General features: G+C 64.5%; 25 protein-coding genes and 1 tRNA gene. 10 read left to right on the plus strand and 16 right to left on the minus strand.

The features are described from left to right. Window positions 1–68 precede the first annotated feature (68 nt). Window positions 69–272, plus strand: a complete 204-nt coding sequence (locus M3G14_RS08220; RefSeq protein ID WP_034996968.1) for a cold-shock protein — start codon at window positions 69–71, stop codon at window positions 270–272. 197 nt (window positions 273–469) lie between these two features. On the opposite strand, the gene M3G14_RS08225 is transcribed toward M3G14_RS08220, so the two are convergent. Next, on the minus strand, window positions 470–1,102 hold the full coding sequence (locus M3G14_RS08225) for a VTT domain-containing protein (protein WP_311201360.1): 633 nt from the start codon (window positions 1,100–1,102) through the stop codon (window positions 470–472). 245 nt (window positions 1,103–1,347) lie between these two features. On the opposite strand from M3G14_RS08225, the gene topA reads away from it, so the two are divergent. Both topA and M3G14_RS08235 read left to right on the plus strand, forming a co-directional pair. After that, window positions 1,348–4,263 (plus strand): type I DNA topoisomerase, encoded by a 2,916-nt coding sequence (gene topA, locus M3G14_RS08230; RefSeq protein WP_259926053.1) that lies wholly within the window; start codon window positions 1,348–1,350, stop codon window positions 4,261–4,263. Continuing rightward, entirely contained in the window at window positions 4,264–5,064 is an 801-nt protein-coding gene (locus M3G14_RS08235; RefSeq protein ID WP_259926054.1) for a hypothetical protein, read from the plus strand. On the opposite strand, the gene M3G14_RS08240 is transcribed toward M3G14_RS08235, so the two are convergent. Then, window positions 5,061–6,587, minus strand: coding sequence for an adenylate/guanylate cyclase domain-containing protein (locus M3G14_RS08240; protein ID WP_259926055.1), 1,527 nt, complete (start codon window positions 6,585–6,587; stop codon window positions 5,061–5,063). The two genes, M3G14_RS08235 and M3G14_RS08240, sit on opposite strands and share 4 nt — an antisense overlap. Window positions 6,588–6,624: 37 nt before the next feature. Between M3G14_RS08240 and M3G14_RS08245 the strand changes: the two genes are divergently transcribed. The 4 genes from M3G14_RS08245 (at window position 6,625) to M3G14_RS08260 (ending at window position 9,224) form a co-directional block, all read left to right on the plus strand. Continuing rightward, window positions 6,625–7,851 (plus strand): DNA polymerase III subunit delta', encoded by a 1,227-nt coding sequence (locus M3G14_RS08245; protein ID WP_259926056.1) that lies wholly within the window; start codon window positions 6,625–6,627, stop codon window positions 7,849–7,851. A 74-nt stretch (window positions 7,852–7,925) separates the two neighbouring features. Further along, window positions 7,926–7,998, plus strand: a tRNA-Thr gene (locus M3G14_RS08250). A gap of 338 nt (window positions 7,999–8,336) precedes the next feature. Further along, a complete protein-coding gene (locus M3G14_RS08255) occupies window positions 8,337–8,513 on the plus strand; it encodes a hypothetical protein (protein WP_259926057.1) in 177 nt (58 codons plus the stop codon). A 63-nt stretch (window positions 8,514–8,576) separates the two neighbouring features. Beyond that, complete coding sequence (locus tag M3G14_RS08260) at window positions 8,577–9,224, plus strand: hypothetical protein (protein ID WP_259926058.1); 648 nt, start codon at window positions 8,577–8,579, stop codon at window positions 9,222–9,224. A gap of 229 nt (window positions 9,225–9,453) precedes the next feature. On the opposite strand, the gene M3G14_RS08265 is transcribed toward M3G14_RS08260, so the two are convergent. The 3 genes from M3G14_RS08265 to M3G14_RS08275 all read right to left on the minus strand — a co-directional run bounded on the left by M3G14_RS08265 (window position 9,454) and on the right by M3G14_RS08275 (window position 13,045). After that, window positions 9,454–9,966: a hypothetical protein gene (locus M3G14_RS08265; protein WP_259926059.1), complete on the minus strand. Its 513-nt coding sequence runs from the start codon at window positions 9,964–9,966 to the stop codon at window positions 9,454–9,456. Between the two features lie 254 nt (window positions 9,967–10,220). Beyond that, complete coding sequence (locus M3G14_RS08270; RefSeq protein WP_259926060.1) at window positions 10,221–11,375, minus strand: MFS transporter; 1,155 nt, start codon at window positions 11,373–11,375, stop codon at window positions 10,221–10,223. Next, window positions 11,375–13,045 (minus strand): AMP-binding protein, encoded by a 1,671-nt coding sequence (locus M3G14_RS08275; RefSeq protein ID WP_259926061.1) that lies wholly within the window; start codon window positions 13,043–13,045, stop codon window positions 11,375–11,377. Before M3G14_RS08275 ends, M3G14_RS08270 begins: the two co-directional genes overlap by 1 nt. A gap of 201 nt (window positions 13,046–13,246) precedes the next feature. Between M3G14_RS08275 and M3G14_RS08280 the strand changes: the two genes are divergently transcribed. Continuing rightward, on the plus strand, window positions 13,247–14,083 hold the full coding sequence (locus M3G14_RS08280; protein ID WP_259926062.1) for a GDSL-type esterase/lipase family protein: 837 nt from the start codon (window positions 13,247–13,249) through the stop codon (window positions 14,081–14,083). Here M3G14_RS08280 and M3G14_RS08285 read toward each other — a convergent pair. Both M3G14_RS08285 and M3G14_RS08290 read right to left on the minus strand, forming a co-directional pair. After that, window positions 14,067–15,026: a hypothetical protein gene (locus M3G14_RS08285; RefSeq protein ID WP_259926063.1), complete on the minus strand. Its 960-nt coding sequence runs from the start codon at window positions 15,024–15,026 to the stop codon at window positions 14,067–14,069. The two genes, M3G14_RS08280 and M3G14_RS08285, sit on opposite strands and share 17 nt — an antisense overlap. Continuing rightward, entirely contained in the window at window positions 15,023–15,358 is a 336-nt protein-coding gene (locus tag M3G14_RS08290) for a PadR family transcriptional regulator (RefSeq protein ID WP_259926064.1), read from the minus strand. Before M3G14_RS08290 ends, M3G14_RS08285 begins: the two co-directional genes overlap by 4 nt. A 57-nt stretch (window positions 15,359–15,415) precedes the next feature. On the opposite strand from M3G14_RS08290, the gene M3G14_RS08295 reads away from it, so the two are divergent. Beyond that, complete coding sequence (locus M3G14_RS08295; protein WP_259926065.1) at window positions 15,416–16,516, plus strand: S-(hydroxymethyl)mycothiol dehydrogenase; 1,101 nt, start codon at window positions 15,416–15,418, stop codon at window positions 16,514–16,516. A gap of 25 nt (window positions 16,517–16,541) precedes the next feature. Further along, window positions 16,542–17,168 (plus strand): MBL fold metallo-hydrolase, encoded by a 627-nt coding sequence (locus M3G14_RS08300; RefSeq protein ID WP_259926066.1) that lies wholly within the window; start codon window positions 16,542–16,544, stop codon window positions 17,166–17,168. A gap of 29 nt (window positions 17,169–17,197) precedes the next feature. Here the strand turns inward: M3G14_RS08300 and M3G14_RS08305 are convergent, their stop codons facing one another. The 9 genes from M3G14_RS08305 to rfbB form a co-directional block, all read right to left on the minus strand. After that, window positions 17,198–18,313: a DNA cytosine methyltransferase gene (locus M3G14_RS08305; protein WP_259926067.1), complete on the minus strand. Its 1,116-nt coding sequence runs from the start codon at window positions 18,311–18,313 to the stop codon at window positions 17,198–17,200. Between the two features lie 20 nt (window positions 18,314–18,333). Further along, window positions 18,334–19,053, minus strand: a complete 720-nt coding sequence (locus M3G14_RS08310) for a DsbA family protein (RefSeq protein WP_259926068.1) — start codon at window positions 19,051–19,053, stop codon at window positions 18,334–18,336. A gap of 6 nt (window positions 19,054–19,059) precedes the next feature. Beyond that, window positions 19,060–19,425 carry a DUF2304 domain-containing protein gene (locus tag M3G14_RS08315; RefSeq protein WP_259926069.1) on the minus strand — a complete coding sequence of 122 codons (366 nt, stop codon included), beginning with the start codon at window positions 19,423–19,425 and terminating at the stop codon, window positions 19,060–19,062. Beyond that, a complete protein-coding gene (locus M3G14_RS08320) occupies window positions 19,422–20,147 on the minus strand; it encodes a glycosyltransferase family 2 protein (RefSeq protein WP_259926070.1) in 726 nt (241 codons plus the stop codon). Before M3G14_RS08320 ends, M3G14_RS08315 begins: the two co-directional genes overlap by 4 nt. Before the next feature lie 99 nt (window positions 20,148–20,246). Further along, the gene (locus M3G14_RS08325; protein WP_259926071.1) at window positions 20,247–21,128 is read right to left on the minus strand and encodes a glycosyltransferase; all 882 of its coding nucleotides are present in this window, start codon (window positions 21,126–21,128) and stop codon (window positions 20,247–20,249) included. An 11-nt stretch (window positions 21,129–21,139) separates the two neighbouring features. Then, complete coding sequence (rfbA, locus tag M3G14_RS08330) at window positions 21,140–22,003, minus strand: glucose-1-phosphate thymidylyltransferase RfbA (protein WP_259926073.1); 864 nt, start codon at window positions 22,001–22,003, stop codon at window positions 21,140–21,142. Between the two features lie 22 nt (window positions 22,004–22,025). After that, window positions 22,026–22,448 (minus strand): hypothetical protein, encoded by a 423-nt coding sequence (locus M3G14_RS08335; protein ID WP_259926074.1) that lies wholly within the window; start codon window positions 22,446–22,448, stop codon window positions 22,026–22,028. Between the two features lie 50 nt (window positions 22,449–22,498). Then, window positions 22,499–23,821, minus strand: a complete 1,323-nt coding sequence (locus M3G14_RS08340; RefSeq protein ID WP_259926075.1) for a sugar nucleotide-binding protein — start codon at window positions 23,819–23,821, stop codon at window positions 22,499–22,501. A gap of 10 nt (window positions 23,822–23,831) precedes the next feature. Continuing rightward, window positions 23,832–24,830, minus strand: a complete 999-nt coding sequence (gene rfbB, locus M3G14_RS08345; RefSeq protein WP_259926076.1) for a dTDP-glucose 4,6-dehydratase — start codon at window positions 24,828–24,830, stop codon at window positions 23,832–23,834. Window positions 24,831–24,833: the final 3 nt, after the last annotated feature.

The following is a 24,833-nucleotide window of genomic DNA, read 5'->3' on the forward strand; positions in this document are numbered from 1 at the left end:
ACTTCGAGATGGTCCTGGTGGACGACCAAACACATCTCACCCAAGTTTTTAAAGTGAAAGGTTTCACCATGGCTACCGGAACTGTGAAGTGGTTCAACGCAGAAAAGGGCTTCGGCTTCATCGCGCCGGACGACGGGTCCTCCGACGTCTTCGTGCACTACTCCGAGATCCAGGGTTCGGGCTTCCGCACCCTGGAGGAGAATCAGCAGGTCGAGTTCGAGGTGGGCGAGGGCGCGAAGGGTCCGCAGGCCCAGCAGGTGCGCGCGCTGTAAGACGTTGCGCTTGAGCCCCGTCGCCGGTTTGTCCGGTGGCGGGGTTCTTTTTGTGGTTTTGGCGGAACGCGTGACAAATTCGACCGGATTGGGGCGACTTTTGCGTTTCCCCAGGTCGGTGAATGGTGGTATGTAGAATTTGTCACGGGCTCACGGGCTCACGGGCTCACGGGCTCACGCGTCCGCACCACAAACCCCTACAACGTCGACTGCCCCCGCCGCTCGTCGCGCCAATCGAAGAACTTGCCCTGCAATTTCTGAATGCCGAGTCCGACAAGCGAGCCGAGTAGGACGCCGACCACCATGCCCAGCAGCGGGAAGTCGGAAAACAGTGCGCCGCCGGCATACCCGATGGTCACGGAGAGGATCGCCCAGATGACCACGCCAATGGTGTCGTAGATAAAAAACGCGAACCAGTTGTAGCGCACCGAGCCCAGCACGATCGTGGCCACCCACCGTGCCCAGGGCAAAAAGCGGGCGACGATGATGGTGGGGCCAGCGCCCCGGTGCATATTGCGCCGCACCCACAATATGGCCTGCCCGGCCTTCGACTCGGAGTCGAGCTTTTCCACAAACCCGATCAGGCGGGCGCCAAGCGCGAAGCAGATGTTGTCGCCGATGATGCCGCCGATGATCGCGGCGGCGATGACCGCCTTCACGCTCGGCACGCCCTGGGAGGCGGCAAACGCGCCGGCGAGGTTGAGTACCGTTTCCGAGGGGACGATGGGGGCGAGCGCATCAGCGACGATGAGGAGGGTGACCAGGGGGTAGAACAATGGGGTGCCCATGAGCATGTGCAAAAACTCGATGAATGGGTCAAACATCTCCATGGGGACCTCCTCTCAAATGCCTGCTCACAGCGTCGCGGCGCGAGACGCGTCGAGTCTACGATACGCCCCTCGCACAAGGCTGCACAGCTTCTGTGCAGCATCGCGTCTGCTACAAATGTTGATGTTTGCAATCCGGCTTTCGTACGTGCCGGCCGGGTGTGTGCATATACTGCGTGGAAGCGCATGTATCGCAGCGGTACATATATATAGGTGCGAATCGAGTTTAGAGCGAGGTGTCACGCAGCGTGACGGGAAACGGCAAGACGCTGGTCATCGTGGAGTCGGCCACGAAGGCGAAGAAGATCCAGAAATACCTGGGCGACGAGTTCATCGTCGAGGCCTCTGTCGGCCACATTCGTGACCTGCCGGGCCGCGCCGCGGACATCCCCGCCAAGTACAAGAAGGAACCGTGGGCCAAGCTGGGCGTAAACCCGGAGGCCGGCTTCGCGCCGATCTACGTGGTCAGCCCCGACAAGAAGAAGAAGGTCTCGGACCTGCGCGCCAAGCTCAAGGAGTGCGACAGGCTCCTGCTCGCCACAGACCCGGACCGCGAGGGCGAGGCGATCGCGTGGCACCTGCTTGAGACACTGAAGCCGAAGGTGCCGGTGGAGCGCATGGTCTTCAACGAGATCACCGAATCCGCGATCCGCGAGGCCGCCGAAAATACCCGCGAGCTGGACATGGACCTCGTCGAGGCGCAGGAGACCCGCCGCATCCTGGACCGCCTCTACGGCTACGAGGTTTCGCCGGTGCTGTGGAAGAAGGTCATGCCGCGCCTGTCCGCGGGCCGCGTGCAGTCCGTAGCCACCCGCGTGATCGTGGAGCGCGAGCGCGAGCGCATGGCGTTCATCGCCGCAGAGTATTGGGACATTACCGCCTCGCTGCTGCCGCAGCAGGGTGAGAAGACCGAGTTCGACGCGAAGCTGGCCACGCTCGACGGGAAGCGCGTGGCGCAGGGCCGCGATTTTGATGATCGGGGGCGGCTGAAGGGGGAGGCGGTGGTCGTCGATAAGCAGAAGGCCCACTCGCTTGCCGACGGCCTGCAGGGCCGCCCCATGCACGTCACCGCAGTGGAGGAAAAGCCCTACACCCGGCGCCCGCACGCGCCGTTTATGACCTCGACCCTGCAGCAGGAGGCGGGCCGCAAGCTGCACTTCACCTCCGCGCGCACGATGCGCATTGCGCAGCGCCTGTACGAGAACGGCCACATTACGTATATGCGTACGGACTCGACCTCCCTGTCGAAGCAGGGCCTTATGGCCGCGCGCTCGGCCGCCACCGAGCTCTACGGTGACAGCTTCGTGTCCAAGTCCCCGCGCACCTACGACCGGAAGGTGAAGAACTCGCAGGAGGCGCACGAGGCGATCCGCCCCGCCGGCGAGCGTTTCGCTACCCCGGGACAGCTGGGCAGCGCGCTGGACGCGGAGGAGTTCAAGCTCTACGAGCTGATCTGGCAGCGCACCGTCGCCTCGCAGATGGCGGACGCGCGCGGCAACTCCACCAAGGTCACCGTGGCGGGCGAGGCGGAAAGCGGCGAGCGCGCCGAGTTCACCGCCACCGGCCGCACCATCACCTTCCCGGGCTGGCTGCGCGCGTACTCCGATACGAACGACAAGGAGACGCACCTGCCGCAGTTAGCCGAGGGCGATGCGCTGGACGCAACGAAGCTCAGCGCCGACGAGCACACCACCAACCCGCCTTCGCGCTACAACGAGGCCAGCCTGGTCAAGAAGATGGAAGACCTGGGTATTGGCCGCCCGTCGACCTACGCCAGCATCATCAAGACGATCCAGGACCGCGGCTACGTGGTCACCCGCGGCAACGCGCTCGTGCCCAGCTGGGTCGCGTTTTCGGTCATCGGTCTGTTGGAGAACAACTTCGACGCGCTCGTGGACTACGACTTCACCTCGTCCATGGAAGACGAGCTGGACGAAATCGCACACGGCAACGAGGACCGCACCGAGTGGCTCACCGGCTTCTACTTCGGTGACGCAGACGCGGACGAGAACATGGCCGAGGCCGTGGCGCGCCGCGGCGGGCTCAAGCACATCATCGAGGCCAACCTGGAGAGCATCGACGCACGCCAGGTCAACTCGCTCAAGCTCTTCGAGGACGCCGAGGGTCGCGACATCAACGTGCGCGTCGGCCGCTACGGGCCCTACATCGAGCGCCAGGTGGGCGTGACCGAAGAGGGCGAGCCGGAGTACCAGCGCGCCAACCTGCCGGAATCCTCCACCCCGGACGGCATCACCTTAGAGCTGGCGGAGAAGCTCTTCGCCACCCCGCAGTCCGGCCGCGAACTTGGCGAGAACCCGGCGAACGGGCGCACGGTGGTGGCCAAGGAGGGCCGCTACGGCCCGTACGTCACCGAGCTCGTCCGCGACGACGAGCGATCCACCGCCGAGGCGCACGCCGAAGAAGTCATCGCTGCCGAGCGCGCCGAGGAGGACAAACAGCGCGCCGAGGAGGGCAAGCGCAAGAAGAACTGGGAGACGAAGACGGCGGCGAAGCAGAAGGAGAAGCGCCTGGAGGAGCTGGTCAACGAGCAGCTCAAGCCGGCGACTGCCTCCCTGTTCAAGTCGATGGAGCCGTCCTCGGTCACCCTCGAGGAGGCGCTGAAGCTTTTGAGCCTGCCGCGCGAGGTGGGCACCGACCCGGCCGACGGCGAGGTTATCACCGCGCAGAACGGCCGTTACGGCCCGTACCTGAAGAAGGGCACGGATTCGCGCTCGCTGGCCAGCGAGGATCAGATCTTCAACATCACGCTGGAGGAGGCCCGCCGCATCTACGCGGAGCCGAAGCGCCGTGGCCGCGCCGCCGCGAAGCCGCCGCTAAAGATGCTGGGCGACAACGACGTCTCGGGCAAGCCGATGAGCATCAAGGACGGTCGCTTCGGCCCGTACGTCACCGATGGTGAGACCAACGCGTCGCTGCAGCGCGGCGACACCCCGGAGACGGTCACCGACGAGCGCGCGAACGAGCTGCTCTCCGCCCGCCGCGCCCGCGAGGCCGAAGAGGGCCCGAAGAAGGCAACCAAGAAGAAGGCCACAAAGAAGAAGGCGACCAAGAAGAAGGCCACCAAGAAGCGCGCCAAGAAGACGGTGAAGAAGCCCGCGCAGACCACCAAGCGCGTGATCAAGGCCGGCTCGAGGAGGAAGTAAATGCTCACCCGCACCCGCCGCGGTGTCGCCGCGCTTATCGACGCCCTGCTGCCCCACAACACCCTCACCCCGGAACGCGCCACGTGGGCGGTCTGCGCGGATGCAGCCGGTATCGCCCACTGCGCCGGGTGGGACAAGGCCACGCTGGTGGCCGAGCCGCTCACGCGGGTCGCACTCGCCGCCGTGCCGCTGCGGGTGACGCGCAGCGAGGCGGAGCGCGCCGGTGACTCCACCGTCGCCCCTGATTCCGCCCCGGACGCGGACCCGGTGCTGACCTGCTCGGTGCTCGCCTCCGCCGTGGCCGCCTTCGAACAACAACGCGTGCCGCACGCCCCGTCCGCGCTGGGCGTGGTGTCTCTGGTTGGCGCGCAGGCCGGCTACCTCACGCGCCTCGTGCAGCGCGGCGCCGCGGTGGGCCGGGTGAGCCTTGTCACCGGTGCGGGCGTCGTGGCCGCAGGCGTTGCGGTCGCCGCGTGGGCGGATCGCCGCCTTGTGCCCGCCACCCTGATCGGCGGGGCGGCCGTCGCCGCGACCGCGGCCGCGGCAAACGACCCGATCTTCCGCGCCGATACGAAGGACCCGGCCCGCGAGGGCTTAAGCCACGGCGCGAACCTCCTCCTTGGCGCCGAGGGTCTGCGCATGCTGAACAATGCGGGCCTCGTCGGCAAGGCGTGCGACGCGATCGGACTGCCCGCCTGGGTGGGGGAGCGCGGCGCGCGTGCGGCGGTGTCCTGGGCCGGCTCGATCGGCCAGCTGCTGCTGGTCCACGGGCTGAGCGCCCCGGCAGCCGTGCGCGACTAGGAGCGATCCGCCAGGGTAGAGCGCACCGGGCGGGCCAGCTGCGTCATCTTGCTGCGTCCGCGCAGCTCCACGGACTTCATCAGCGTCCAGCGCTGCTGCTCGACTTCGTTTGCCGCGCGCAGCGTCGCGGCGTTGGTGAGCACGCGCCCGGGTACGCCCTTGGCCAGCTCGGTCAGGCGCGCTGCGGCGTTGACGGCGTCGCCGATGACGGTGTACTCGAAGCGGTCGTGCCCGCCGATATGGCCGGCAACGACGTGGCCGGAGGCCACGCCAACACCGGCTTCGAGCTCCAGCCCGTTGAGTTCTTGGCGGAGTTCGCGGGCGGCTTGGAGGGCGTGCGAGGCCGCGTCGTGAAGCGAGACGGGGGCCCCGAAGACGGCGAGCGCGGCGTCGCCCTGGAACTTATTGATCACGCCCTTGTTGCGGTGCACGACCTCGACGACCACCTCGAAGAAGTCGTTGAGCGCGGCCACGACCTCCTCGGGCGTGTGGTTGACGGCAAAGGTGGTGGAGCCGACGACGTCGACGAACACGACGGCGACCTTGCGGTCCTCGCCGCCGAGCTCCGGCTTCTCCTCTAGCGCCTTCTGTGCGACCTCGCTGCCGACGTAGCGGCCGAAGATGTCGCGCACGCGCTGGCGTTCGCGCAGGCCCCGCATCATCTCGTTGAAGCCCGCCTGGAGCACGCCGATCTCCGAGCCGTCGTAGATGTCGACCTGCGTGTTGGTCTCGCCGCGGCGCACGCGGTTGATGGCGTCCTGGAGCTCCTTGATGGGGTCGACCACGCTCATGATGACAAAGGCGGTACCGAACGCACCGGTGGCCATCGCAGACAGCGCCAGCACGAACACGGCCGGCTGGAGCTCGCCCGGGGTGTTGGTGAAGTAGCCGCGGGACTGGGCGAGGAACAGCAGCACGATGCCCAGCATGGGCACAGCCGAGGTGGTGAACCACGTCATGTAGAGGCGCTGCTTGATCGGCGGCTCCAGCGTGGCGTCCTCGAAGCGGCGCGCGAGTGCCGCCGCCGCGATCGGGCGCACCAGCCGCTCGGCCTGCAGGTAGGTCAGCACGGCGGTGACGAAACAGGCCATGGAGGTCGCGACGAAAATGACCACCGCGAAGCGCCCGCTTGTGCGCGCGGTGAGCACGGTGAGGATCGTGATGCCGATGAGCCACACCACCACCACGATCATCGTCTGTAACACGGGCAGGCGCAGCACCAGGCGCCGCACCATGTTCGGGTCGTGGTCTTGCGGCCGATGCTGCCACTCCAGCACCGGCCGGAAGAGGAAGAAGGTGACCACAACGCCCAGCACCACGGCACACGCGACGTACGCGAGCCCGATGAGCCCGAGCGTGGAGTTGTGCAGCGCCAGCTGTTCGGTCTCCGGCATGGGGATGAAGAAACGAATGAACGCCATGATGGCGGCGGCACCAAGCAGGTTCGTTCCCAGCACGCTTGCGGCGTAGAGGGGCCAGGAGGTCCCCCACACCCAACGCAAGCCGTGCCAGAATCTGTTCATGGTGTATTACCTTAGCGAACGAGTACGCTAGGGCGCTGTGAACCTGCCCCAGTTTCGAAGTGTTGCCGAGCGCCTTGCGGATGCGCCCAATGTCCGCGAGGTCATCCTCGCCGCGGCCAGTGCGGCAAGGGAGCAATCGCTTATCGACGGCACCCGCCAGGACTACGCAATGACCCACTCCTGGCTCTTTACCGGCCCACCCGGCTCGGGCCGTTCGCAAGCCGCGCTGGCCTTCGCTGCCGCCCTAGTCTGCACCGACCCGCACGAGGTTGGGTGCGGGCGGTGCAAGGGCTGCCGTGACGCGCTCGCGGGCCAGCACACTGACATCGTGCACGTGGTGCCGAAGGAACTGATTATCAAGACGGATTACATCCGCGAGATCGTCGCCCAGGCAGCACGGATGCCGACGGTTGCGCCCTACCGGGTACTGATCATCGAAAACGCGGACCGCCTCCACCCGGCCGCAGCGGACGCGCTGCTGAAGACGGTGGAGGAGCCGCCGGAGCGCACCGTGATCATCTTGCTCGCGCCGTCGACAGACCCGGAAGACTTCTCGCAGACGCTGCGCTCGCGCTGCCGACACCTCTATATCCCCTCGCCGTCCGAGGCGGAGCTGGTGAACATCCTCATGCAGGAGGAGGGCGCCACGGAGCACGACGCCCGCCTCGCTGCGGCGACCTCGCTGCGCCACGTCGGCCGCGCGCGCCTCTTGGTGCGCAGCCCCGAGATCCAGCAGCGCCGCGCGCAGGCCATCAACATGGCCGAGCTGATTTTCCAGGGCGCCTACGCCTTCCAGGCCGTCGGCTCGCTGATTAAGGCGACCGAGAAGGAAGCAGTCGACTCCTACGCCGACGAGGATGCCGCGGAGCGCGCCAAACTCGAGCAGGCCCTCGGCATGGGCGCGAAGGGCAAGGGCGCGGCGAAGGCGCTGCGCGGGGCCGCGAGCTCCCTGAAGGAACTCGAAGCCAAGCAGAAGGCGCGCAGCACGAGGCGCAAGCGCGACGTCTTCGACCTGGTCCTGGTGGATCTTGCCGGCGTATACCGCGATGCGCTGGTGGTGCAGGCGGGTGCCGACGTCCCGCTGACCCACCCCGATTTCGAACCGCTCGCCCGCGAGCTCGCCGAGCGCGTCCCCGCCTCTGGCTTGGTTGCCTGCCTCGACGCGATCGCGCAGTGCCGTGCGCGCCTGCACCAGTCGGTGACGCCGGCCGTGGCGTTCAACGGCATGATCGGGCATCTGCGCGTCGCCTGCGGCGTGCGCTGACCTGCCGGTTTATTGTTCTGCTGATTCTGCATTACAATCGTTTTCCGGTACAACGTCGCTATGCGCGTTGTCCGGCCGCCTTAGCTCAGTCGGCAGAGCGTTTCACTCGTAATGAAAAGGTCGCGAGTTCGATTCTCGCAGGCGGCTCAAAGAAACACCCCCTTACCAGCGCAAACAACGCGCAACGGTAAGGGGGTGTTCACGTTAGATCGCTGACTCGCCACTTTTTCTTTCAGAACCGATGTAGTCCAACACCTCACCGGTACCCCGAACCTCCGGCGAGGCGGTTGTAATATTGGTCTGTAAAGGCAGCGCTAGAGTGGCCCGCCGCAAGCGAAGCGTGTCATATCTAGGGACTAACCGCTGTGGCTGGAGGGATAGCTTGGCTTGGTGCTGTTGGGCAACGGGGTGTAGCAGGTATTGGCCCATGTAAACACGACAAATTCCAAGAACGCGTCGGGTGAGGGAAATAGGAGGCAGATCACATGAGTGGACGATTCATCCTTTTAATTCTGGCGACGGCGTTGGCTTCTCTTTTGTTCATCTGGATGGTGCAAAGTTCGGAAACCCAAATTTCCGGTTTCATCAGTGGAGCGATAGCGGTATTTCTTGCATTTCTTGCGGTACGTGAGTGGAAATCCAATAACTCTCATCCGCATTAAAACGGCTATCCAGATGCCCCAGGTATGGTTCGGGGCGTAGAAGTGACGCTACCCTGCTTCAGTGTGACTTACACCGTGTACGAGGACAATTACATCATTCTTGAGGCTTCTGCCTCAGCCGCTGTGGAAGTAGACGTAGACCTACTTTTTGATCGCTTTAGGTGGGCGGAGTTATCGCTTGGCTTCGCCAGCACCGGGAGTTCCTTGGACGAGGAAGTCTCTTCGGGGCTCTGGGAACTCAATGACGTCACACGCAACATGAACAAAGAGCTACAAGCTATCCAAGTACATGTGAATGTCCGCTCTGCGGAGGGCCGACTGCCCCTTCGGCAGCTCTTCGCTGTGTGGGACTTGGCGCTCCCGGTAGCTATGATTTCGAGCCTTCGGTCGGTCGCCATGAAGAGAATTTCACGTCCTGGAATCTCTCCTGTACAGCGGGATCCCTTCCCTGATTTCTATTCGCGGCACTGCCTTGCAGATATGGATAAGGAATCCTGGGCAAGCGCTGTAGCGCTCGTCGATCATGTTGTAGTTCGACACCACACAACTGAGCAAGGGAAAATCGCGTTGAAGGTCGGGGGAGAGAAGACCAAAGAAGCAATGTTCTATGCAGAAGGATTCCGCCCCGCGATAATCTCCCGCGATTTTGAATCGATCTTGGGTGATCTTCCCCTAGAAGAAGAATGGTCTATCGCAGCTATCCGGATATGAGCAGGGCATTGATTGCAGCCCTCAGCGACGGGATCGACGCACTCGAACCCGCGAGGCTGCATTGACCAAACGGAGCAGGCTCCATTTGGACCAAGGCGGTGCACAAACCCCAGCTAGAACACCGTTTTAGCTGGGGTTTCTTCGTTGGTTTTGTGGGTCGAGTTGCCGCAGGAAATCCGGGGTGAGAAGTGGGTCACCCCACCGAATCTATAGGCCCTTGAAGCGATACTCAGACCGAGTAAGGGCGACCGTAGTTAATGTTTTCGTTACTACTTTCAGTAAACGGTGACAGCAAGTAGCGACTCTGCCATGGGCATGGGACCCGCCACAGGTACGTGTTATCGCCTAAATAACCGTCTTCGTTTTGTGTTCCTTCTCGTTCAGGTTGGGGGCGCACGATTCCAAGGAAATTATCTGGGACGCGGGCTTTACGTCCTACCGGATTCGACCATTGGAGATCCTGATTATAGTAGTCCTCGTCCATAAATGGGCCGGTAAAATGGATGAGGATTTCACGCGGTGCAGCACTGGGATGAGGGAGATTATCAATGGGAATGTCCTCGTACCAGATATCATGGTTTATCTGTTTCCCCTCTTCGATCCAGTTGAGGACGGTTGTTTCGTCGAAACTAGCACCTGCCAAGACTTGTAAAGATTTGCGAGAATTGTCTAGGTAGAAGCGTTTCACATACGCCAGATAGATACGTGGTGGGGGAACGACCCGGGGAGCATTGTCAGTCATTGCCTGGAATCTTACAACCTACGCGGGTTGGTTTGCTATCGCAGCAGCCATCCGGATATGAGCAGGGCATTGATTGCAGGCCTCAGCGACGAGATCATCACACTCGAACCCTCGAGGCTGCATTGTCCAAACGGAGCTAGCTCCATTTACACCCGACCGCCCCATAAAATCCCAGGTCGCGCATCGCCGCATTGTCCAAACGGAGCTAGCTCCATCTGGGACGTCACACCCACGACGCCGCACACCCAGAAACCTCAATCCCCAACAACTCCGCGCACCAGGTACCCGCGCCGAATCTGCGCGCTGCGGATGAGCGCGGAGCACGCGGCCAGCACGGCGAACACCGCAAACGGCAGACTCGGCCCGACGCGCGGCGTGATCCACGCGATCAGCGGCGAGATCCCGAACCCGATGTATGTCGCCACGTAGTACAGCCCGATGACGCGGCCGCGTTTCTCGGGCGGGGTGTACTCGTCGACGTCGAGAAGCCCCTCGCGCAGGCACAGCCCGTACGCCAGCCCGAGCAGCGCGGTGGCAGCCAGGAACACGGCGGCAGATGGCCGCGCCCCGCCTACCGCGATGAGCGCCATGCCGCCGGTCGCGCCGAGCGCACCGACCACGCCTGCACGCGGCCCCCACTGCCCGCGCCGCGCGAGCGCCTGCACGGCCAGCGCGACGCTAAAGCCCAGCACAGCGGCCACGCCGGGCATAAACGCCGCGCCGATGGCGAAGTCGGTGCGCCCGGCCAGCACCACCATCGCCGTCGTGATTGAGGCGAACACCCAAATCCCCATCGGCACGGCAGTCGCAAGCGCCTTGGCCTCGCTGTGCGCGGGGCGAGCCTCAGCAGTCTGCGTCACTGCAGGTGCGCCGTCGTCGCGCATGCTTATCGACGCCACCATCACCCCCACAGCCATCACAATCGGCACCACGAACGGGACCTTCACCGCGTCCGCGGCCAGGTGGGCGACTATGCCGGAGGAGACCGGACCAAGCATGAAACCGGTGGTCAGGGCGATGCCCGCGGCGGTGGCGCCACTAGCGCCGCGGAGCCTGCCGGCCCAAGCGGTGCCGGCGCTGACGACCAGGCCTACCCCAAGGCCGACGACGAAACGGCCGAGGAGCAACCCATGCCCGGGGATACCCAGCATGAGGTAGGCGTTGCCCGCGGCTGCGATCACGGTGCCCGCGATGACGGCGGGGCGCGACCCGAAGCGGTCGGCGACCCACCCGCCGATGAGCAGACTGGGGAAGAGCCCGAGCGCGTAGATGCCGTAGGCGCTGTTGGCCAACACGGCGGAGACGTCGTGGTCGCGGCGTAGCAGCACGAGTACCGACGCGAAGTGGTTCGCTGACCACCCGGCGGTGATGAGAAACGCCAGGGTGAGCGCGTACGTGGCGCGCGTCACTAGTCCTCCCGGCGGCTTTCCGGCAGCAGGCGTGGTACGACCTTGCCCGTCGCGTTGCGCGGGAGCTTGTCGATGAAGTTCACATCGCGGGGGATGGAGTGGTCGGCCAGGTTGGCGCGGACCCAGTCGCGCACGGCCTGGGCTGTCAGGCGCTTGCCTGCCTCGGAGCGCTCCGGCACGACCCAGACGGCGATGCGCTTGAAGGTGTCGGGGTCGTCCACGCCGCCGGAGTGCAGCTCGTCGACGCCGGGCATGCGCTCGAGGACCTCGGTGACGGACTGGGGGTGGACGTTTTCGCCGCCGACGATGATCATGTCGTCATTGCGGCTCAAAACATGCAGGTAGCCGTGCTCGTCGAAGTAGCCGAGGTCGCCCATCTCCACCAGCCCGTCGATGGTCACCAGCGGGGTCTCCGGGTTGGTGTAGCCGCGAAGTGCCGTTTCGTTGTTAAGGAAGATGCGGCCGACTTCGCCTTGGGGGACTTCGTTGTCGTTGTCGTCGTAAAGCTTGAGCACAGTGCCCGGCGGGACGCGGCCGGCGACGGAGGCGTCGCTCGCCAGGAGTGCGGGGTCGGCGGCGGCGGCAAGCGCGAGCTCGGTGGAACCGTAAATGTTGGCCAGGGTAGGACCGAATCGCTCGTGCATGCGCTCGACGATCGCCGGGGTCAGCGCGTTGCCGGCGGAGCCGATGAACTTGAGATTGGAGGTGTCGAATCGCTCGTTGTCGGGGATGTCCAGCATCTGCTTGAAGAAGATGGGGGAGGACATCAACCCGTCGCAGCGGTACTGCTGCAGCTGGCGAAAGACGTTCTCGGGGTCGAAGACCCGCTGGGTAACCACAGTGCCGCGCACGCCAAGCGTGATGTTGAGCGCGGACCAGCCCCAGGTGTGGAAGATGGACGCCGTCATCTGGATGGTGTGGCCGGAGCGAAACGGCATGGCCTCGAGGTAGCCGGCGACCACGAGCGGCATCTTCGGTTCCGGGCGCAGGATGCCCTTGGGGATGCCGGTGGTGCCGGAAGACATGAGCACCATGTCGCCGTGCTTGGGAAACAGTGGCAGTTTCGGCAGGTTGTTGTCGCCGCGGGCGATGATGCCCGCCTGGGTCAGCTCGTCGCCGTGGTCGCGGGTGGTGTGCGCCCACACGCGCGTGACGTGTTCGATGCCTTCGGGGATGCGGTCGGCGAACTCGTCGTCGATGAACAGGATGTCGATGCTGTTTTCCGCGATGATGCCGGCGAGCTGCTCGGGGGACGAGCCGATGTTGAGCAGGAAGATCGTGCCGCCGGTGTAGCCCTTCGCGGCGAGCGGCAGGATGATGCCGCGGCCGTTGCGCGCCATGACACCGATGCGTAGGGCGTCGAGGTCCTTGTCCTGCTGGACTTGAAGGAGCCAGCGGCCGAGCGTGCGTGATTGATCGCGGAGTTGGCGGTAGGAGAGGAGCCCGTCGTCGTCGATAAGCGCAGTGCGCTCGGGCACTGCTGCAGCGCCCTGCTCGACCTCGCGGGCGGTGGTGAAGTGGTAGCGCGCGAGGTTGGGTGCGAGGGCGAGCATGGCTTTCGGGCCGCCCTCGCCGCTGATGAGGCCGGCGCGGTGGGCGGCGCGCAGGAAGCGCACGGTGGAGCGCGCGGTGAATGCGACGCGGGAGGGGGTCAGTGCGGGGTAGTGCATGACTGCAGTCCTTCTTTCCCGAAATTTGCATGCAGGCGTTCAGTGTAGCTTTTTAGTATTGCAAAAACGTTCCGCAATGTGACAGTTGTTGACTCGTGTTAACTTGTGTTGTGAAGAGAGTATGGCACGGGTAACGTTTTGCTGCGACCTAGGGATGATTACTCTGTACAAAATTCTTTCGCTACCGGGAGTACACGCACAATGACGAGCACACGCTTACGCACAACACTTGCCGCCATCTGCGCGGCCGTCCTCGCCGCCCTTGGGGTCATCGCTGCGCCGAACGCGGGGGCGCAGCAGCGCAACCTGGTGATCTTCGGTGACTCCGTCATCGCGGACCCGAGCGGCCCGCAGTGGGCGGCCGGCAAGCTCGGCCTCGACCCGCGCGGCTCCTCGTCGGTAACCACCTGGTGCCCGACCTCGCCGACCAGCTGGGGCAAGCAGGCGGCGGCCCGCCTTGGTCTGCCGGCCTGGGACTACTCCTGCACCGGTACCGTCTCCATCCAGAAGGGCCCGCAGTTTGCCTCGCAGGTCACGCGCGCCGTGCGCGACCGCGGGCTCAACCGCAACACCGCCCGCGTGATCATCTCCACCGGGTTCAACGACACCTACCACAATGACGGCCGCAATCGCGCCGCTTTCCGACGCGACTTTGTCGCCGCCATGGTGCCGCAGATCAACCGCATCCGCGCCGCCGCTCCGAACGCGCGCATTCAGATCGTGGGCTACCCCAAGATCACCTCGGGCGATAAGGTCTGCCTCTTCCACGTCGCGCCGAACGTGTCGGACTACACGCCCTTCGCCGCGGTGCAGGAGTGGGAGGACTCCGCGCAGTGGGCCCAGGTGGACTTGGCACGCGCAACCGGCGTTGAGTTCCTGGATTTGAAGCCCTCGACCTGGCACAACAACATGTGCGCGCCCGACAATAAGCGCATGTGGGCCGGTCTGGTGGACTTCTACGGCGGGCCGGGCAACCTGCCTATCCACGTCAACCAGCGTGGCCACGCCCACGTTGCTCGCGTTATCGCCGCATCCTAATTACGGACATGACCACCGCTGCGGCCGAGCACACCGCAGCGAAGCCGAAGAGGTAGACGGCGGTCATATTTGGCCCGCCTTCGCTGAACCAATTCAAGCCCGCATTAGCGAGGACGATCAAGAACAAACCCGCGTTGATGCGGGCTGTGCGCTGGAGCCTGCGTTTCGGCCGCGCCGGGAGGCTGTGCGCGTAACGCTTCGGATCGCCGAATTCCTCCTCCACCGTCGTGCCGTTTTCCTCAGCGAAAGCGTGGGCCTCCGCGATGGTCTCGCGGATCTCGCGCTCGTGGTACTCGCCGCGGGCCCGCAGCTCACCCGCGACCGTGGTATCCCAGTCACCACGGGGCGCGTGTTCTTCCGGGCCCTGTTGCTTCCACGGTAGGAAGAACGCCGCGGCCGCAAAGATAAGCGCGAGGATGAGGCCCCACCCATTGCCAAATGGCAGGTCGATGGCGTCCAGCGCCATGATGGCCCACGCGCCGAGCAGGCTGATCACCACGAGCGGGATAGCGGAGACGGTGCCGGCCTTCCACTTCGCCATGCGGGTGTAGAGGTTCCAATAGGTGGCCAGCGTGGCGCTCAACCCGAGGGCGAGGATCGCTGGGGTGATGACCATACCGAGGGAGACATCGTCATTCCAGGTGGCAACGGTGAGCCCGATGGCGAAGCCGGCCGTGGCGACGAAAAAGATCCAAACGAGGCGTGGCGGGCGCGCCCTCTCTTCGCCCACGAATGGGTCTGTGCCCCCGTGCGCGAGCTCGTCGCGTACTTCGGCGGCGTGTTGCTCAGCCCATTCGTCGGCTGTGCCGAAGGCGGCCTCGGGGGTCAGTCCGTCGGCGTGCGCGTGCGTTTCGGCGTCACCTGCGGCACGTTCCGCGGCGTCGCGGGAAAAGCCGTGGTTGAGGGTTAGTACGAGGGTTGCGCGGTCGGTCCAACGGCTCATTGTGCGTCCTTTCTGGTGGTGGGGGTGGCAACAAGTGAAGCCCGGAGCTGGTCGAGCTGTTCGCTGTGGGTAGCGAGCTCGGCCTCGCCCTCGGCGGTGATGGCGTAGGTTTTTCGGCCGGGGCCGCTCTCGCTTTGGGTCCAGTGGGCCTGGATGAGCTCGGCATCCTCGAGCTTGCCGAGCACGGGGTAGAGGGATCCGCCCTTCGGTCTACCGAAACCGAGCGACTCGAGCGATTGCGCGATGGCGTAGCCGTGCGCGGGGCCGTCGCGAAGGCAGCGCAGTACCGCGGTGGGCATAAAGGCGCGGATCCACGGTTGGGGGAAGACCATGTACCTAAGTATGAAACGTACCTAGGTACGCGTCAAGTGTTGGTACGGTGGGGGAGTATGACTGCACAAAAAGTTCAAGGAGTAATCGCCCGCGAGAAGGGCGCAGACGTCGAGGTCACCACCATCGTCATCCCCGAGCCGGGGCCGAACGATGTGGTGGTGAAAGTCCAGGCCACCGGCGTATGCCACACCGACCTGGCCTACCGCGACGGCGATATCGAGGATGCGTACCCCTTCCTGCTCGGCCACGAAACGGCCGGCGTGGTCGACTCGGTCGGCGCGGACGTCACCCACGTCGCCCCCGGCGACTTCGTCGTGCTGAACTGGCGCGCGGTGTGCGGCGAGTGCCGCGCCTGCCGCAAGGGCGATACGAAGAACTGCTTTAACACCTTTAATGCGTCCAAGGGCATGACCCTGGAGGACGGCACCGAGCTCACCCCGGCGCTGGGCATCGGCTCGTTTGCCGAGAAGACCCTGGTCCACGAGCTGCAGTGCACCAAGGTGAACCCGGACGAAGACCCGGCCGCCGCGGGACTGCTCGGCTGCGGCATCATGGCCGGCCTCGGCGCCGCCGTGAACACGGGCGAGATCCAGCGCGGTGATTCCGTCGCCGTCTTCGGCCTGGGCGGCGTCGGCCTGGCCGCCGTCGCTGGCGCGGCGCTCGCGGGCGCGACCACGGTCATCGCCGTCGACCTTGACCAGCGCAAGTGTGACGCCGCCACCGAAACCTTCGGTGCCACCCACGCCATCTGCTCGAAGGGCTTGAGCGAGCAGGAGGTCATTGACAAGGTGCGCGAGCTTAGCGACGGCTTCGGCACCGACGTCGCCATCGACGCCGTCGGCATCCAGCCCACCTGGCGCCAGGCCTTCTACTCGCGCGACCTGGCAGGCCGCATGGTCATGGTGGGCGTGCCTAACCAGACCGACCACATCGACGTGCCCGCCATCGACGTCTACGGCCGCGGCGGCTCGATCAAGCCCGCCTGGTACGGCGACTGCCTCCCGGAGCGCGACTTCCCCACCTACGTCGACCTGCACCTGCAGGGCCGCTTCCCGCTCGGCGAGTTCGTCTCCGAGCGCATTGGAATCAGCGATGTGGAAGACGCCTTCGCCAAGATGAAGCGCGGCGACGTGCTGCGCAGCGTCGTCGAGTTCTAGCCCGCCCAACCCTGAAAGGACCACCATGACATTCCGTGTAGAAAACGTTGTCACCTCTGGCTTGTTCAAGCTCGACGGCGGTGAGTGGGAAGTGGACAACAACGTGTGGATCGTCGGCGACGACAGCGAGGTCTACATCATCGACGCCGCCCACGACGCCAAGGCGATCGCCGCCGCGGTGGGGGGCCGCCGTGTCAAGGGCATCATCGCCACCCACGGCCACTCCGACCACATCGACGCCGCCCCCGAGCTTTCCCGCCTGGTCAACGCGCCGGTCTACCTGCACCCCACCGACGGCTTCCTGTGGCAGCGCGAGAACCCCAACACGCACTACGAGCAGCTTCTCGACGGCGCGACGTTCACCATCGCGGGCACCGACCTCAAGGTCTTGTCTACCCCGGGCCACTCGCCCGGCTCCGTGGTGATCTACGCGCCCGAGGCAGGCGAGCTCTTCTCCGGCGACACCCTTTTCCAGGGCGGGCCGGGCGCAACGGGGCGTTCCTTCTCCTCCTTCGACACCATCATCCACTCGCTGCAGACCTCCGTACTGGACCTGCCAGCGGAGACGGTGGTGCGCACCGGCCACGGCGACCACACCACCATCGGTGATGAGGCACCGCACTTAGAGGAGTGGATCCGCCGCGGCTACTAGGGCGGCGGTTTAGAAGCCTCGCTCGTCTGCTATCTTGGCAGGGCGAGTGGGGCTAGCGCCTCTCGTGCAAGCCAAGACACAACCGGTACCGCTACCGCGTCGCCAAAACCGTAGTGGACCTGGGACTCACGCAGGCCACTGAGGTTGTACCACCCGGCACCCATGAGGCGTGCGTACTCGAGTCCGGTCATCCAGCGAACTCGGATCTGGCCGTGTCCCATAACCGCTACCGCCTGCTTCGATGAACCGCCGCGCGCTGTGCGCAAGCAACCCGCGATGTCTTCAGCGCGCATTTCCCAGGTGGGAACGCCGTTGCGGGTTCTCCGGTAGGCAGTACGCGCGGTCATAGCTCGCGCGTTGATAAACCCATCGGCGCGGAGCCGCTGCGTTGGCGACATGGAGCTGATGAAAGCCTCGGTACGCTGGCTGTCCCACCACCGCGGATCGTCGTCTGCAAGGTGCTCGATCTCGCTGCTGAACCCGTCTTTGCGGGGAGCAGCGATAGTTGGGAACGGAAACTTGAAGGTGCGCAGGTCATCTTCCTGGTGTACCCACGCCACAGAATCTGGTCGCAGCGCTGTGTCGTCTTTGCCGCCGTCAAGCGGTTGCTTTGCACCGATAAGGAAGAGTCTTGGGCGGGACTGCGGGACAAACCTGCGTGCGTCGATGGTGACGACATCCACCGCGTATCCGAGTTCGTTGAATTCCCTGATTGCAGCGCGAAGATCGTCGCCACCGTGGGAAGAAGCCAGGCCAACGACATTCTCTAAGACTGCGACGTTTGGTCTGCGATCTCTCATTCCACGAAGGACGTTGGTGAAACCAAAGAACGCAGATGATTCCCGCCCGCTGATCCCACCCCGCTTCCCAGCCAGTGAGAGGTCCGTGCAGGGAGATGAGGACCAGGCAATGTCCGCAGATGGCACCCGGTCTGGGGCAACGTCGAATACGTTCTCCAGCGCAAAGTCATCGTCGCCCCACTGGCCCGAGTACATGGCGAACTTGTTCTTGTCGTAATCGTTCGCCCAGACCGTCGAGATTCCTGCGTCAGCCATCCCAGCCCGCGCGAGACCGATGCCTGCGAAAAACTCAATCGCGGTCAGCCGGTCGGTGGCGTGGACGGGGACGGGGTGCAAATGCGGCATAGGAGGCTCGCCCTAGGACCCTACGCCCCGGCCTTCTCCAACTCGGCGTCGATAACCTCGGCGAACTTCCCGTACGGCAGCGCGCCCTCGAGGACCTGGCCGTTAATGGAGAAGCTCGGGGTGGCGTTGAAGCCGGCCTGCTGGGCGAGCTTGTTCGATTCGGTGAGCGCCTGGTCGTACTTGTCGCTTTCCATATCCGCGCGGAACTGCTCGAGGTCCGGCACGCCTGCTTCTACTGCAAAGCCAGCCAGCTCGTCGAGGCTGAAGTCCGGGTGGCCTTCCACCTTGGAAGCGGCCGCCACGTAGGCTTCCTGGAACTCGAAGAACTTGCCCTGGTCGGCGGCGGCGCGGCCCGCGCGTGCGCCGTTGAGCGCGCTTTGGCCGTTGATGACAAAGTCGTTCATCTCGTAGCGCACCTTGCCGGTCTCTACGTACTGCTTCACAATCTCCGGCATCGTCTCCGCCGCGAAGCGCATGCAGTAGGGGCAGGCCCAGTCGGAGAACTCGGAGATGACGACGGGCGCATCGACGCTACCAAGCGCCATCGGGTCATCCGCTTCTCGACGAGCAACCTCCACCTTCGCTTCCTTGTCCTCGCCCGCGGCCGGCGCCTGCTGCGACTCAGTCGCCGTCGGCGGGGTAGCGCTCTGGCTGCCGAGCACATAGCCGCCCACGCCCGTACCGAGCGCCAGCACGGCGGTAAAGGCCCACATCAGCGGCGGGATTTTCGTATCACTCACGCGGAATTACTCCTTGCTTGTCTTGTCTGTGATGCCAAGCGTATCTTCCGGGCGCACCGCGTTTTGCAAGGCCACCGCTCGCGCGAGGCGCGCGTAGCGCAGTTCCTGCTCGCGGAAGCGCGTCCATGTGGAGATAGTGGTGAAGAAGAACGCGAAGATCAGCGCGTAAAGCATCAGATCCGTGCCCCGCGAGACGCCAAGCCAGTTGGCCAGGACGGTCACGTCGTCGGGGCGCAGGATCGCCCAGATCGCCGCGAACACGAGCACGACGAACCCGAGCTTGACCCATGCTTTTGCGTTCGCCTTCTTGCGGTGGGTGAAGAAGTAGATGGCCAGCACCACGGTGGCCAGGATGAGGAAGAACTGGATCACGGCAGCCTCCTTGCCACGATGCCGTCGGCGAGGATATTCACGCCGTTGATCAGGGATTGGCCCTTGCTCATGGAGTACTCCGTGTACAGAATGTCCACCGGTTCCTCGGCGACCCGCCAGCCGTGCTCATCGATCATGGTGACGATCTCGGAGGCGTGCGACATCCCGTTCATCCGGATGTTCATCTCGCCTGCCACCTTGGCGTTGAAAGCGCGCAGCCCGTTGTGCGCGTCCGTCAATCCCAGCCGGCGGGTGCGCGGGGAGAGGAACACGACGGTCTTCAGCACGACCCGCTTGATCCACGGCACCTGCGTGTCTTCCTGCCCGGCGAAGCGGGTGCCCACCACGATGTCGATGGGCTCGGTGCGCAGCCGGTGGATCATGCGCTTGACGTCTTTGATCTGGTGCTGGCCGTCGGCGTCGAAGGTGACAAAGAACTTCGCGCCGGGCTGGGCGCGGGCGTACTCCACGCCCGTCTGGATCGCCGCACCCTGGCCCAGGTTCACCGGGTGATTGACCAGGTGCGCGCCCGCGGCGTGGATAGCTTGGGCGGAGTTGTCGCGGGAGCCGTCGTTGACCGCCACGATGTTGGGGAACGTCTCGCGCGCACTCGCCAGCACCTCTTGGATAACCTGCCCCTCGTTGTAGCAGGGGACGATCAGCCAGGTGTCGTCATAGGACTCCTGGCCTGCGTCCTGGAAAGCGTCGCGGGAATCGTTCATAGCGTGCAATACGTTACCGCGCGCGGTGGAAAAGTAGGGCGTACACGCGTGTGAGCAGCCTGTGAGGAATAGTTGGCGGAAAATCGCCTTTACTGGCGCTCACTTACCTCGATGGAACAGCAAACTGTACGCACGCTGCATAAGCTGTAACGGGAGCGCTCGGTAAAGGTTTCGGAGTACGAAGTTGAGACGCGCTCGCATCGGCGAGACAAGGCCATATTGGACCAGGGCCGACTGAAGTTCCCTTTCAGCTTCGCGCACGTTTTTCGCGGAACGGCGCCTGAACTGCTCTTGATCAACCCGGAAGTATGTCAGGGGTTCCGGAAGATTATAAAGCTTTTTCCCCTGCGAGATCATGCGTGCCCATAGGTCATAGTCCTCCATGCCATGCAGGTCACGGTAGCCTCCTGCGGCACGGACGTCGGCGGTGCGAAACATTACTGAAGGGTGGTTCATTGGGGAATTCAGACGGACGTACTTTGCGATTGCAGCGGAGGTTTCCGGCAGTGCTCTGACATTACCGTGACCCGAACCGTTGAATTCCCTCATGGATGAGCCGACTACCGAGATATCGGGATGCTCGTTAAGGAAGTGGAGCTGGGTTTCGATGCGGTGCGGGAAAGCGGCATCATCTGAGTCGAGGCGTGCGACAAACTCGGTATCGACTGTATGGAGACCTACTGCCAGAGCTTTCCCGAGACCGACATTTTCCGGCAGTGGCAGTGTATCGACTGTGTGGAGAAGTGCGCGGACTTCCGGGGCGACCGGTCCGTCGAGAACCACGAGGATGCGTTCGGGGGGCCGAGTCTGTGCTTGCAGGCTCTCCAAGGCGAAAGCAAGGTCGCCAGGCTGCGTTTTTGCGTACACGGACATGAGTACTGTGACTTCGCCTACGCGCAATGGCTTGACCTGCTTTTCTTGATCCAAAGTTGATTCATCCTTGTCTGACATAGCCGGCGTACTCTCAGCGAGCGTGGACATACCGGCTGAGTCTAGTCCCGCGCCGCGTCCAGCAGGTAGCGCCCGTAGCCCGACTTCAGCGTGGCGCGGCCAAGCTCTTCGAGCGCCTCGCGCGAGATGAAGCCCTCCCGGTAGGCGGCCACCTCGGGTGAGCCGATGATGGTGCCGGTGCGTTTCTGGATGACCTCCACGTACGCGCTGGCTTCGCTCATGGAGTCGATTGTGCCGGTATCGAGCCACACGTCCCCGCGGTGCAGGCGGTGGACTTTCAGCGCGCCCTCGCGCAGGTAGGCCTCGTTCACGCTGGTGATTTCCAGCTCGCCGCGCGCGCTCGGGGTGATCTGCTTGGCGATGTCCACGACCCGGTTGTCATAGAAGTACAGGCCCACCACCGCGAAGTTGGACTTCGGGTGCGCGGGCTTTTCCTCGATGGACAGGGCGGTGCCGTTGGCGTCGAAGTCGACGACGCCGTAGCGCTGCGGGTCCGAGACCTCGTAGGCGAAGATCGTGCCGCCGTCCACGTCGCGGATTTCGCCCAGGATGCGGGTCAGCTGCGCGCCTTCGAAGATGTTGTCGCCGAGCACGAGCGCGACCGAGTCCTCGCCGATGAAATCCTCGCCGATGATGAAGGCCTGCGCGAGTCCATCTGGGGAGGGCTGGACGGCGTAGCTGAGCATGATGCCGAAACGCGAGCCGTCGCCAAGCAGGCGCTTGAACGCGTCCGCATCCTCCGGGGTGGTGATGATGAGGATCTCCCGGATCCCCGCGCTGATCAGGGTGGTCAGCGGGTAGTAGATCATCGGCTTGTCGTAGATGGGCATGAGCTGCTTCGATATGCCCTGCGTGATCGGGTACAGCCGCGTGCCGGACCCGCCGGCCAAGATGATGCCTCGCATGCGTCCCAGACTAGCTGGTCGTTTATCCCTCGGACATCTCCTTGAGGAAGTCCTCGAACGTGTAGCGCCCCGCGGCGATCTCGCGCACGTCGAACTTCACGGCCAGGCCGAGCACCGTGGTCAGCACACCGAGGATGAGCAGCGCGATCTGCGGCTTGCTGATCTTGGAGAAGTCACCGCTGGACAGTGCCAGCATGATGTCAGGCGCCGCGGTCGTGCTTGTCGACGTCGCAGGCGTCACCGTCGGCGTGACCGTCACGGTCACCGTTGGCGTGGGCGTTGCAGTGCCAGTCGGAGTTGCAGTCGGCGTCGCAGTGCCAGTCGCGGTGGCTGTTGCGGTGTGAGTCTCGCTCGCGCTTTCAGGAGCAGCCTGCGCCGGCGCGATCACACACGCGGCACCGAGAGCAGCGGTAGTGGCAATAGCCGCGAAAAGCTTCTTCGACATTGGGAGCTCCTTTAATGTTTCTGGCAGCGAAGCAAGTACAGGGTTTAAACCTACTGCATCGCAAGGTAGAGAGCGAGTGCTGCGCGCCAATTCATCGGCGCAAACCCGGTCGCCTTGATCTTGTCCAAGCTCAGCGTGGACTCCGCCGGGCGCGGCGCTTCAGGGCCGTTGAGCTCGGCATACTGCGCGGTGGTCACCGGGTGTACCTCGGAAGGGTCGTGGCCAACCCCGATGAATACGGCCATGGCGATCTCGTCGCGTCCCACCGCATCCCCGTCCGAGGTGAGGTTGTACACCCCGTACTCGGCCTTCGTCCGCAGCAGGTGCGCGATACCCTTGGCCAGGTCCTCGGCGTAGGTGGGGCGGCCTCGCTGGTCCATGATCACCTTCGGCTCCACCCCGCGCGCGGCTAGGCCCGCCATGGTGGACATGAAGTTGTTCCCGTCGCCGAAGACCCAGGCGGTGCGCACCACGTAGTGCTTGCGCGCTACCTGCGCTGCCGTATCGCCCGCGGCTTTCGACGCCCCGTAGGCCGACAGCGGCGACGGCAGCTCCGTCTCGTCGTGGACCTCGTTGGTGCCGTCGAAGATGTAGTCGCTGGAGACGTGCACGAGCGTCAGGTCGTGCGCGTTGCAGATCGCCGCCAGGCGCGCCGGACCTGCAGCGTTAATGGCCCAGGCGGTAGCCCGGTCGTTCTCGGCACCGTTGACGTCGTTGTAGGCCGCGCAGTTGATCACCGCCCAGTACTGGGAGAAGTCCAGCTCCGGCATATCGGTCAGGTCGAACTCGGCGCGGGTGAAGAAGTCGGCCTCGTCCTCGCTGTAGATCTGCTTGAGCGCCCGGCCTAGCTGGCCGTTCGCGCCGGTGACGAGGATTTTGCGGGGCGGGACGGGCGTGGCGTCGGCAAGCGCAGGGTGCGCCTTGTCGGCCTCCGAGAGCTCGGTAGGCTGCAGCGGCCACTCGATCTCCTTGTAGGAGCAAAACGCGTACCTGCCGTCCGGGTTGTAGCGCTGATTCACCAGGTAGATGTAGGTGGTGTCGTCCTCGAGCGCCTGGAAGCCGTTGGCCACCCCGCGCGGGACGAACACCGCCGTGTCCGGGCCGACCTCGAGCCCGAAGGTTGCACCAAAGGTGGGCGAACCCGCGCGCATATCCACCCACGCGGCGTAGACGCGGCCGTTGGCGACTGAGACCCACTTGTCCCAGGGCTCGGCGTGCATCCCGCGGGTCGCGCCGCGCCGGGCGTTGAAGCTCACGTTCTGCTGCGCGGGCACAAGCGCCTGGCCGGCCCAGTTCTCCTTGAACCAGCCGCGGTTGTCCTCGTGCACGCGCAGCGAGTGGATTTGCAGGCCTTCAATCGGGGTGTCAACCATGTGGGTCAGTCTACTGGCCGCGCGCGGCGTAGCCCGCCTCTACCTCGGCCTTGCCGCCCGCCCACCAGGGCTCGTTGTCGCGGTACCACTCGATGGTCTGCTCCAGGCCCGCCCGCAGGTCCGTGTAGCGCGGGGCCCACCCCAGCTCGCGGCACAGCTTCGTGGCGTCCATGGTGTAGCGCTGGTCGTGGCCGGGTCGGTCCGCCACGTGCTCGTAAGTGCCGCCCATGAGTTCACAGATTTCCTCGATGACCTGCTTGTTCGTCACGTGCACGGCGTCCGCGCCAGTGTGGGCCCCGATGTTGTAGGTCTCGCCGAGTGTGCCGCGCTCAAGGATCGCCAGCACCGCGTCGTTGTGGTCGTCCACGTGGATCCAGTCGCGCACCTGCGCGCCCGTGCCGTAGAGCTTCGCCGGCTGCCCCGTAAGCAGGTTGGTGATCTGGCGGGGGATGAACTTCTCCACGTGCTGGTAGGGACCGTAGTTGTTGGAGCAATTCGAGATCGTCGCGTTGATGCCGAAGGAGCGGACCCAGGCGCGCACGAGGTGGTCTGAGCCGGCCTTGGTGGCCGAGTACGGCGAGGAGGGGTTGTAGGCGGTGGTCTCGGTAAACGCGTCCTTAGCGCCGAGTTCCAGGTCGCCGAAGACCTCGTCAGTGGAGATGTGGTGCAGCCGCACCTCGTGTGCGCGCACCGCCTCAAGCAGCGCGTAAGTGCCGATGAGGTTGGTGTGCACGAAGGAGGAGGGGTCGCGCAGCGAGTTGTCGTTGTGGGATTCGGCCGCGAAGTGCACCACGGTGTCCGCGCGGGCCACAAGCTTATCCACGAGCACCGCATCCGCCACATCACCCTGCACAAACTCCACGTCGCAACCCTCGAGATTCGCGCGGTTGCCCGCATACGTGAGCTTGTCCAGCACGATCACTTTGCCCGCCGTACCACGGGAGAGCACCATGCGCACGAAGTTGGACCCGATGAACCCGGCACCTCCGGTGACCAGCATTGTTTCCATGGG

The organism is Corynebacterium sp. p3-SID1056 (assembly GCF_025152525.1).
Taxonomy (GTDB): domain Bacteria; phylum Actinomycetota; class Actinomycetes; order Mycobacteriales; family Mycobacteriaceae; genus Corynebacterium.